At 51.6% G+C, this 10145-nt stretch carries 7 protein-coding genes and 3 tRNA genes; 5 read left to right on the top strand and 5 right to left on the bottom strand.

All coding sequences use genetic code 11. The annotated features are described in order from the left end of the window. The first annotated feature begins 14 nt into the window (after positions 1-14). The 3 genes from OQH67_RS08585 (at position 15) to OQH67_RS08575 (ending at position 4302) form a co-directional block, all read left to right on the top strand. A complete protein-coding gene (locus OQH67_RS08585) occupies positions 15-1643 on the top strand; it encodes a tetratricopeptide repeat protein (protein WP_215437094.1) in 1629 nt (542 codons plus the stop codon). A 255-nt stretch (positions 1644-1898) separates the two neighbouring features. Further along, a complete protein-coding gene (locus OQH67_RS08580; protein ID WP_215437097.1) occupies positions 1899-2306 on the top strand; it encodes a hypothetical protein in 408 nt (135 codons plus the stop codon). Between the two features lie 1066 nt (positions 2307-3372). Beyond that, the gene (locus tag OQH67_RS08575) at positions 3373-4302 is read left to right on the top strand and encodes a hypothetical protein (protein ID WP_215437100.1); all 930 of its coding nucleotides are present in this window, start codon (positions 3373-3375) and stop codon (positions 4300-4302) included. Positions 4303-4694: 392 nt separating this feature from the next. On the opposite strand, the gene OQH67_RS08570 is transcribed toward OQH67_RS08575, so the two are convergent. From OQH67_RS08570 to OQH67_RS08560, 3 genes are all read right to left on the bottom strand, one after another. Further along, positions 4695-4770, bottom strand: a tRNA-Lys gene (locus OQH67_RS08570). Between the two features lie 37 nt (positions 4771-4807). Then, a tRNA-Lys gene (locus OQH67_RS08565) sits at positions 4808-4883 on the bottom strand. A gap of 41 nt (positions 4884-4924) precedes the next feature. Continuing rightward, positions 4925-4999: transfer RNA gene (locus OQH67_RS08560), tRNA-Thr, on the bottom strand. A gap of 195 nt (positions 5000-5194) precedes the next feature. Between OQH67_RS08560 and OQH67_RS08555 the strand changes: the two genes are divergently transcribed. Further along, complete coding sequence (locus OQH67_RS08555; RefSeq protein ID WP_067569069.1) at positions 5195-5692, top strand: hypothetical protein; 498 nt, start codon at positions 5195-5197, stop codon at positions 5690-5692. Between the two features lie 232 nt (positions 5693-5924). Then, a complete protein-coding gene (locus tag OQH67_RS08550) occupies positions 5925-7898 on the top strand; it encodes an alpha-galactosidase (protein ID WP_215437102.1) in 1974 nt (657 codons plus the stop codon). A 31-nt stretch (positions 7899-7929) separates the two neighbouring features. Here OQH67_RS08550 and OQH67_RS08545 read toward each other — a convergent pair whose 3' ends face one another. Both OQH67_RS08545 and OQH67_RS08540 read right to left on the bottom strand, forming a co-directional pair. Then, positions 7930-8715 (bottom strand): SDR family oxidoreductase, encoded by a 786-nt coding sequence (locus tag OQH67_RS08545; protein WP_215437104.1) that lies wholly within the window; start codon positions 8713-8715, stop codon positions 7930-7932. Between the two features lie 54 nt (positions 8716-8769). Then, on the bottom strand, positions 8770-9990 hold the full coding sequence (locus OQH67_RS08540) for a hypothetical protein (RefSeq protein WP_215841535.1): 1221 nt from the start codon (positions 9988-9990) through the stop codon (positions 8770-8772). Positions 9991-10145 lie beyond the last annotated feature (155 nt).

Raw genomic sequence — 10145 nt, 5'->3', positions numbered from 1 at the left:
ATTTTTACAAAAAAATGATGCGCACGATTCTTATTACATACGGATGTCTGTCATGCCTGTTCAGCGCTGGTTATGGAGAAGAAAACCAGCCAACTGTTTCGGACATTCCTTCCTGCGGGATTCTGGAAGCAGGGAAGCAGACGGAAATAGCCGCTCTGGAACAGGCGGCGGAACAGGGAGACGTGCAAGCCCAATGCCGCCTCGTGGTTATCTATGCCCGTGGAGAAAAAATCCCTAAAGATGAACGGAAAGCCTTTGCCTGGGCATCCCGGGCTGCCCAGTCGGGCAATCCGGAGGGAATGCTTCTGCTCGCCAATTGTTATTATCAGGGAACAGGGATATCCCAAGACATTGTCCAAACGAGAAAATGGCTTTTAAAATCAGCAGAAAAAGGGCATCCGGAAGCGCAATTCAATCTGGGAATCCTGTCTGAGCAGGGAGAAGGAATGGCGAAGAACCTGCAACAAGCCGCCGTCTGGTACCGGAAGGCGGCGGAACAAGGCTTCCCGCCAGCTCAAAACAACCTGGGGTTATGTTATCTGCATGGCAAGGGAGTGAAAAAAGATGCACGTCAAGGGGTCATGTGGATATTCAAGGCGGCCCGGCAGGGATTCCACGCCTCTCTGGAAATCTTGCTCAACATACCCGGAGAGGGTAACCCTGCGGGACAGGTTGCCCTTGAGGATGTGAAAACAATTCTCCGACATGACATTCAACAAGGCAAAGATGCCGGGAAAAATGAAGAAATGCTTCAGATGATCGTAAAATCGGAATCGGAGAATAAACAGAAACTTTCGGAACTGGCCTCCTTGGAAGAGGCTGCTAAAAAAGGAGACGCAGAAGCGCAATACAAACTGGTTTACATGTATGTCGGCAGGAATAAACAGAAAGCCTTTTCGTGGGCATCCCGGGCGGCTCATCAGGGAAGCCCGCAGGGAATGGCTGCACTTGGAGAACTCTATTACCGGGGTATAGGAACCGATCGAAACCTCGACAAGGCAAAGGAATGGCTTGCCAAGGGCGCCGAGCAAGGAGCGCCAGCAGCCCAATACAACTTGGGCTTTTTATATGAGCAAGGAGAAGGGGTAGAGAAAAATGCGCAGCAGGCGGCCATCTGGTACCGGAAGGCGGCTGAACAAGGATTTCCGGCCGCGCAGGACAAGTTGGGAATATGTTATCTGGAAGGACTGGGAGTCCGCAAAGATGAAAAGGAAGCCTTGGTATGGCTGCATAAGGCAGCTCGGCAAGGAAATTCAACAGCTCAATACAATCTGGGCGTTTTGCACGAAAAAGGAAAGGGTACGGACCAAGATCTGCAGCAGGCGGCCGCTTGGTTCCGAAAAGCAGCGGAACAGGGATTTGCCAAAGCACAATTCAATTTGGGGATTTTTTATCTGCTGGGAACGGGCGTGGAAAAAGATGAACGTCAAGGGGTCATGTGGATATTCAAGGCGGCTCAACAGGGACTTCCAAGAGCTATGGAGAATTTGCGGCATATACCCGGTGAAGGAAGCCCCGCGGAACAGACTGCCCTTGAAGAGGTGAAAACGATTCTCCGGCATGACATTCAACAAGGCAAGGATGCTGAAAAAAATGAAAAACTGCTCCGGATGATTGATCAGGCAAAATCCCAAAATCAATAGAAGTCCGTTACCTGAAGAGGGACGACGGAAAAAAGCGATTCATTCATGAAGCCAAGGCTGGGGAATGTGGTAATACTTTCTTAAATACTCCAAGGGCCCTCTCCCTCTGTAAGAGGCTAGACAAAAACGAGTAAAACGTACACGGCAAAATGACAAGAAACGACAGAAGAACACATAGATGAAAGAACCAGAAAGATTGACCCAAACAAGACTGCAGTAGATAATTCCGTTTAGTTATAACAACATTATTTTAAAATGTTAAATTTTGATATCAAAAATTTAAAATATGTAGTTGAATGGTGGGAAGACGATTGCTTGGACATAGACGGAAATCAACACATATTATTTGTCTTTCAAAAAAAGAAAAATGATATTTTAGTAACAAAAGCAAATTTAGGTGATATTAATAAAAAACTGTCAGAGATAAGTAAATTTTATGGAGAAAAAATTAAAATAGAATTGGAATTCAATCCATCATTTTTTAATCGCGTTATATATCCTTCAAAACTTCACGGTTCCCAATACTACAAACCAAAATACAACAAAACCATAAATTATATTTTAAAAAGAATCGGATTAAAAACTCCTTTAATACCCATGATAAAATTTAAAAACAGAATAACGCAAAACATATACTCAATCACTAAAGTGAAATTAAGTTAATAGTATATCATAAGAATTTCTCCAAGATCCTGCTGCAATAATTTTATTCTTCGTCTCGAGTATGAAAGGAATCTGAAGTAGGCAAGATCGACCACGTAGGAATTCGTTTCTCCCAGCCCTGTTCCTATACATTCCTATATCCCACAGGCATGCTCCTGCATCAGACCGATACTAAAAGCAATGCCACCACCACAGAAAGGGACCTTTCAGGACATACTGTCAAGACCACGGATAACGCGCCACCTATAATCACTCTCACCTACCTGCCCTGCTGTGACGCCTACGCCTGCATCCCGATGCTTTGGGAAATGCCATCCGCTATGCCCATTCCGAGGAAGAAAGACAGCTGAATACGGCACCATCATTCAGCCTGCATGTTTCGCCTACGATGAGGCAGAAGACATAACCTCACTGACTACTTTCGTATGATCCGGAATACTTCCCTTGAACAAGTGGAAAGCGTCTTTGGGAGGATTCCGTTTCCCTCCGCTCTCCAGCTGACTATCGCCCGACGGCTGGAGCCTTTTCCGTACAGTGCCCTATTTTGTCTATGAGCGGAAAGACGCTATTGTTAGTACGAGACAGGGAAGCTGGGGACTTCTTTTGTTTGGCGTATGATGATATCAGCGGTTTCTTCAAGCAACCTTCTATCCTGACGGCATCGGCATGAGTCACAAGAATAGCTTCTATTCATCTCCAAATCCCATGATTGCCCTACCGGAATTGAATTTCGTGGCTCTCCCAGTTCATTGTACTCTTAAAAAAGAAACTTCCAAATCCTCCACAGAGGGAGAGCTTTACGTAGTCTTTCCGATAAAATATTCGTCGAAGTTGGAGCAGTTTCTGCTTTGAACCTCTCTGTATCTGGTGTTAGTGCAGGCATTCTTTGAGGAGTATCTATTGTTGGCTGAGGATAAAAATATTACACATGCCAACAAAGGAAATTGTAAATGAAATTATTTTTCAGTCTATATCTCTGGTAAAATTGACGCTTCTCTCTATACACTTGCCAAAAACATTTCATTGGATTGACTCCAGAAAAACAAAATTTCCATGATTATTTGCTATGAAAATTCAAAATTTACAAGGTGGTTATTCCAAATGGAGTGCTACGCTTCTCTCTGACGAAGACAGGGCATGCGGCATGGCGTCTTATTCTGAAAAGCCGTCTTCCGAACTTCTCATTCGGCTTCATTCAAATGAATTGCGGGTCAATATCACCCAGGGAAGTTTTTTTGATGGAGGAGGCCCTATATTCTATAACGGGAAACAGATTGGAAACTGGTTCGGAAAAATACCGGGAATATTCTCAATTAACGACATGCGCCGAATAACCATTGTACAGCTTAAGATTGACGATTGGAAACGTCGTTTTAAATGGGCGTATCGCAACGGAGTTTCCTGGAAGCAAGCGTGGCAATATGCTTCATGGGGTTATCTGCTGATTGGAAAAAATTATGCTCTGGCTTCCGTCATCAATCCCAATTTTGGCTGGCAATATGGAGCTTCAAGCAATCCCTTTAATGAAGATGATGCCCAGATAGTACGGGCCTTGCCGCCACAGGAACAGTTGACGATCCTTTTTGTTGTCTTGCGCCGCCTTTGCAGTGTTTACCCTGGAATGACCCGGTCCCCCTCCTGGATAGGTTTAGGGCATGCCTGTCCGAACGTATCTTCCTGCGTCAGAATAGACAAGGGAGGTCAATCTTACCTGACACTGGATCCGAAGAAGATATCCGTCAGGAATAATGCTTCCCGTTGGTTTGGTGAGTTTATGGCAACCGGCCATCCCTTTTGCTGGCTCATTATTACCGTATGCCTTCTTGCAGGTATTTTTGTCCCTGGAAAAGGAGCCGTAATAGGAGGAGTAGCATTTGGTTCAGTAACGATATGTTATTTGATATTGAATCTGATTATTCCTTCCCATAACGTTAAAGAAATTTTATACACTCCATCTGCTGGATCAAATCCTTCAACAGGAAATACCTGTAAATAAGTTTCCGGTGCAACTCTTCACAAGAGTTCACTCTCAATAATGAACATCGTGTCCTGTTGAACGCGGAACGCTTCCGGCATTCAATGAGAGAGTGCATTGAAGCCGGAAAATACATTAGCGAGAAATGCTTTTCTTTCGTATTCACACAGTGAAAAATTGCCCTCAAGTATGATTGACCGACTATCGAAAGCGCCCGATGATGAAATGTTCCTGATAAATAGACGGCGCTTGCAACTATAATAATCAATTCCAGGGGGGCTCTGGAGATCCGCCCTGCCGGAGTTTACTGTGTTATAAGTACGACGGACAGGGCGGGGTGGTGCTGCAAGCCACACCCAGGCGGCGACAAACAAAAGTCCGGCTTGCTGATGGCAAAGCCGGACTTAAAAAAATGGTACCCCGTCACGGGCTCGAACCGTGGACAAACTGATTAAGAGTCAGCTGCTCTACCAACTGAGCTAACGAGGCGTTTGAGGATGTGCGTTCCCCCATGAGAACAACCGGATGGTACCCCGTCACGGGCTCGAACCGTGGACAAACTGATTAAGAGTCAGCTGCTCTACCAACTGAGCTAACGAGGCATGTATCCGGCTGTTCACGCGGCTGGTTCCATCACGGAAGATGGAGCCACTGGTCGGAATTGAACCGACGACCCACGCATTACGAATGCGTTGCTCTACCCCTGAGCTACAGTGGCGTCGCGAGAAGCGCGCAAGCAAGTAATCACATGCCACCCCTTTTAGCAAGTCTTTTTTGCAGTAAGACCGTTTTTTTACGCCTTGAATACGGAATAAAAGACAAGTGCGGCAGGTGACAGTAGAAGAGCTTGCATCAGAGGGGGAAACATGGTGGAGTTCATGTCCTCAAGGAGCTTTTCTTTTCCCTACTTATCATGAAGGCATATTACATTTTTCAGCAAGCAGACGAACAGACCATCAGCGACATTCTGGACTGGATGCGCAACCAGGAACGCGCTATTTACCGCGCCGCCGTACGTGAACTTGGAGCCCTGAAAAAACTCCGTCCGGAGTTTATCCAGCGCAAGCCCCTGCAGGAACAGTTCTCCTTCATCAAGAAAATGCTGGGATGGAAGCCCAGCAACGAGATCGGCGACCACCTGCTTCAGGTCTGGCTGCTCCGCAAGCATCAGGACATGCTCATTACCTTCCTGAATACGCTGGGCATCCCGCACGACGGCAACGGCATCGTGAACGAGCTGCCGGAAACGCTGGACAAGGAAAAGCTTTCCAAGGCCGTGGACGAACTGTTTGAAAAATACTCCCCCGGCGTGGCTTCCGTTTACCTGCAGATGTTCCAGCTCCAGACGGAAGACGGCTGGGATGAACTGGCAGATGTCCTGGCCAATGACCCCCGCGTCACCATCCGATAAATTTTCCCCTTCTTATTTTTTCAGCTTTTCAAAGGGTTGTCCGCCGTTACAAGGCCGGGCAGCCCTTTTTTGATGAAAGGGGGAAATATCTTTTATTCCGGAAAAACGGCCTTCCTCCACGCAGGTCCTCCGGCATCTTATACCCGGTCCGCAACAGTCTTTTCCGGAGTAAGCCGGGAATGCCGCACACTCCCGGCTTTACTTCCAGCGGATGCGGTCATAGCTTTTTTTCATGAGCGCATGTTCCCTTTCCCTGGATATTCCCGGCGTGTTGACGGCCGCCAACGATTGGATTGAAATCAAGGTACACACGGCGGGAAGAAGGCTCGCCGGAGTGACGTTTACGGACAAGCTCAATGGCTGCGCCTACCGCTTCGGGGATGATATTTTCAGCATCCATCTGGATTACGGGATCAAGGAAGACGGCGTCACGGACGATGCTCCGCGCCCCCGCCCGCGCAAAATTTCCGCGGCCAGCCTGATGGCGGAAACGCCCGCCGGAGAGGAAATCCCGGGCAATCCCCAGGGCCGCAGGCTGGCGGACCGCCGTTCCGGCGTCAAGATAACAGTCCCCTTTGCCTGGGAGACGGAAGGCCTGGCCGTCACCTGGACTGCGGAACTGAGGGAAGGATCCCCCTACGTCCGTATTCTGCTGGACATTTGCCCGATGCAGTGGGCCTGCCCCATCCGCATGGTGCGCGTGCTGGAACTGTCCGCTCCGGATATCCAGCAAAGGGGCAGCGTGAAGGGTGTTCCGGCCACGGCGTTCGGCGGCAGGCTGTTTGCCGGCGTGGAAAGTCCCCTTTCCTTCAACGGGGAGGAGGAAGGAAAACTGGTGGCCCAAATTTCCCGCAAGACGGATATTCCCTCCCGCACGCATTTAAATGTTTCCGCCGTGCTGGGGGTAGCCGCTCCCGGCCAGCTGCGCCGAACCTTCCAGCTGCAATACCTGAACGAAGAGCGTGCGCGGCCCTACGGAGCCTTTCTGAATTACAACACGTGGTACGACACCCTGTTCGACCGCTATGACGAAGCTTTTGCCACGGAGGCCGTGCGCCTGTACGGTGAAGAGCTGGTCCGCAAGCGCGGGGCCGTGCTGGATTCCATCCTTTTTGACGACGGGTGGGACAATCCGGAAACGCTCTGGGAGTTCAACGAAGGGTTCAAACACGAGTTCCGCAATATCAACAAACTTGCCGCCTCCTACGGAGCCGGTCCCGGCGTGTGGTTCTCTCCCTGGGGAGGCTACGGCAAGCCCAAGCAGAACCGGCTGAATGCCGCCGGAGACTGTTTTGAAACAAACGAACGCGGCTTTGCCTTGAGCGGTCCAAGGTACTACGACTATTTCAAGGAGATGTGCCTGCACATGATCCGGGACAACGGCATCAACCATTTCAAGCTGGACGGCACTTCCGGGGAGGAAACGCAGCTTCCCGGAAGCCGGTTTGCCAGCGATTTCGAGGCCGTTATCCATCTGCTGGGGGAACTGCGCGACGAACGGCCGGACCTGTTCATCAATCTGACCACGGGTACGTGGGCTTCCCCCTTCTGGTTCGGCATTGCGGATTCCGTGTGGCGCGGGGGCTGGGACCATGAGTTTATTGGTGAAGGAACCATGAGGCAGAAGTGGATGACGTTCCGGGATTCCCGCATTTTCAACAACAATGTGGCCGTTTCCCCGCTGTTCCCCATCAATTCCCTGATGAACCACGGCATCATTTACACGCGGAAGGCCCGCGGCCTGGATACTGTGGAAGGAACAGACCTGGAGGATGAAATCTGGTCAGCCTTCGGTTCCGGCACACAAATGCAGGAGATTTACATGACACCGCAGCTGCTTGAGCCGTCCCAGTGGGATACCCTGGCCAGGGCGGCCATCTGGGCCAGGGAGAACAATGAAACGCTGGTGGACGTACACTGGGTGGGCGGCAGTCCCATGGAATTACAGGTGTACGGCTGGGCCGCATGGTCTCCGGTCAAGGGGCTTCTCACCATCCGCAACCCTTCCTCGGAACGGCGCACCTGGAGCTTTGATCCCGGTGCCGTCTTTGAACTGCCCCCGGAAGCACCGCGCAGCTATTCCGCCACTTCGCCCAATGGAAAGCGGCTCCCCTTCTCCGGATTCCGCGCCGGAGAAATCGTCCGAATGGAGCTGGAACCATTCGAGGTGATCGTGGTGGAAGCCCTGCCGGAACCGCAGCCGTGAAACGGCAGAAAAAGCAGAAGGAAGCCGTCCGTCAGGAAGGCTCCGTTTCCCGCGCTTCCGGATTATATGTCCACCCCTCTTCCCCGTGGTACACCATCATGCGGGTCATGCCGCCGTCAATGACCAGGTTTTCCGCAGTGACGAATCCGGAAAGGCACAGGAAGAACACCCCTTTCACAATGTCCGCGGGAACGCCCGCGCGCCCTGCGGGATGCTGCCGGGCATCCTCCCGCGTTAGTGTGCCGAACTTTCCCGTATCAATCCAGCCGGGGCTAATGCTGTTCACGCGCACGCCCCGCGGCGCCAGGCTCATGGCGAGAGCGTGCGTCAGCGCGATGATCCCGCCTTTCGCGGCGCTGTAGCTCTCCGTGTCCTTCTGGGACATGAACGCGCGGCTGGAAGCTATATTGACGATGGAAGCCCCGCGGGGAAAATGTTCCAGAAACAAGCTGGACAGCAGATAAGGGGCGGAAACCCCTACGCGCAGAACCTCATTGAAATCCTCATAGGAACAACCGGAGAGAATGCCCCGGCGGCTGATGCACGCATTATTCACCAGCACATCCACGCGGCCGAAATGCTCAAGCACCTTTTCCGCAAAAAAGCGAAGGTCCTCCTCCACACCCGCATCACCCGTCACGCAGATATGGCCCTCTCCCTCCAGAACATCCAGAAGTCCGGCCGTCTGCTCATGGTCAACGTCCATCACAGCCAGCAGAGCTCCCGCCGCGGCAAAAGCCTCTGCAATGGCCCGACCAATGCCGGAAGCGCCTCCCGTCACCACGACAACCTTGCCGGAAAAATCAGAATCCATCATGGTCTGATTGTCACTCTTCACCGGGAGAAGTCAACAAGTTCCCCGTCCACCGCCCTAACGTGCGTACATCACATACCTGTAAAAGCCCAGGGCATGGGAAAGAAGCGGGGAACGGGTAACAACGTCCGTTTCCACAATAAGGCGGGCCATGGCCCCGGAAACGGTCATTTCCGCATCTTCCGCCCGGCGGCTCACGCGTTCCAGGTCATTTGCCTTTACCGTCTCCATTTTTCCGGACTCCTGGAACCGGTTTATATGGCCGCGCAGCCTTTTCAGGCGGGAAACAACCTCCACCAACTCAATGGCCCTCTTGTCCGCCGTCTCCGGGTCCTTCACATCCTGCAAAAGAAGGTTGATGCGTTCCAGGGACAGGCAGAATTCCTCCATGGTCATCATGGGATCGTTCCAAAATTCGGGGGAATCAATCATCAGGGGATGGTCCACCCATATTCCCGCAACCGTCTTGGCCAGCAGGGGGGAATCATACATCCTGGCAGTCGCCAGTTTCAACAGGGCGCGGAAGCAGCGCTTGCACTCCGCGTCAGCCTTTACCCTCAGCTTCGCCAGCCCTTTAGGGTAATAGTTCTCAAATCCGGGCAGCCATGCCTGGTAAGTATGCTCCATACGCAACACATTGACGGCCTGCTCCTGCACCATGCGGCACTGAAGAGCCAGGGACACGGCATACGCATCCGCGGCCACCTTGCAGTCAATGCCCTCCAGCATATCCACCATGGAGGAATACTGGGCCAGATAGGCCTCCATGGAAGGGAGCATCCTGCTGTTCAGGTACTGGGCCATTCTCTTATTGGTCAGCTTCAGGCCGTACTTTTCCAAATCATCCTTGATCACGGCGGAACCGTAATACTTGACGTCATGAATCCTTAGCAGCTGCTCCATCACCTGGGAGTGCGCCTTCACCACACGTTCCCGGAGAATGGCGTGAAAAACGGGATGCTTCTCCCTGGACAGCTCCTGAATGTCCGGATTCAGGGTAAGAAGCTGCCGGCAATTTACTTCATACTGCTTCTGCCGTTCCGCCAGCCGTCCCAGTTCCTCCATCACGCCTTCCCCCCTGTCGCGGTCCTGTACGGAGACAATCAAATCCGCCATCTGCTCCACATCCCTCAGCCGCAGGGAAAGCAGCTCCTCATAGGATTCCACCGGGGAAAGCTCCCCGGATCCGTCTTCCTCAGCCTGGGCGGGGCCGTCCTTCCTGTCCCCGCAGGAACACAGCACCAGGGCGCATACGCCCCCCAGCAAGGAAAATTTCAACAATAAAAAGAGATGGGATCTGTGCTTCATGAGGGAGGAACGTTGACGAGGACAAGCCCCGGCAGCATCGGGCTGCATGGTTACCGTAAAAAAGACGGCACAAAGTTCAAGGCCTTTTCATTCCATCCGCAAAAAACTTGCTGAGGCATATCTTG

Source organism: Akkermansia biwaensis (genome assembly GCF_026072915.1).
In the GTDB taxonomy this organism is placed as follows: domain Bacteria; phylum Verrucomicrobiota; class Verrucomicrobiia; order Verrucomicrobiales; family Akkermansiaceae; genus Akkermansia; species Akkermansia biwaensis.
Note: the sequence above shows the minus strand (reverse complement) of the source record. Positions and strands in the feature narration are given on the sequence as shown.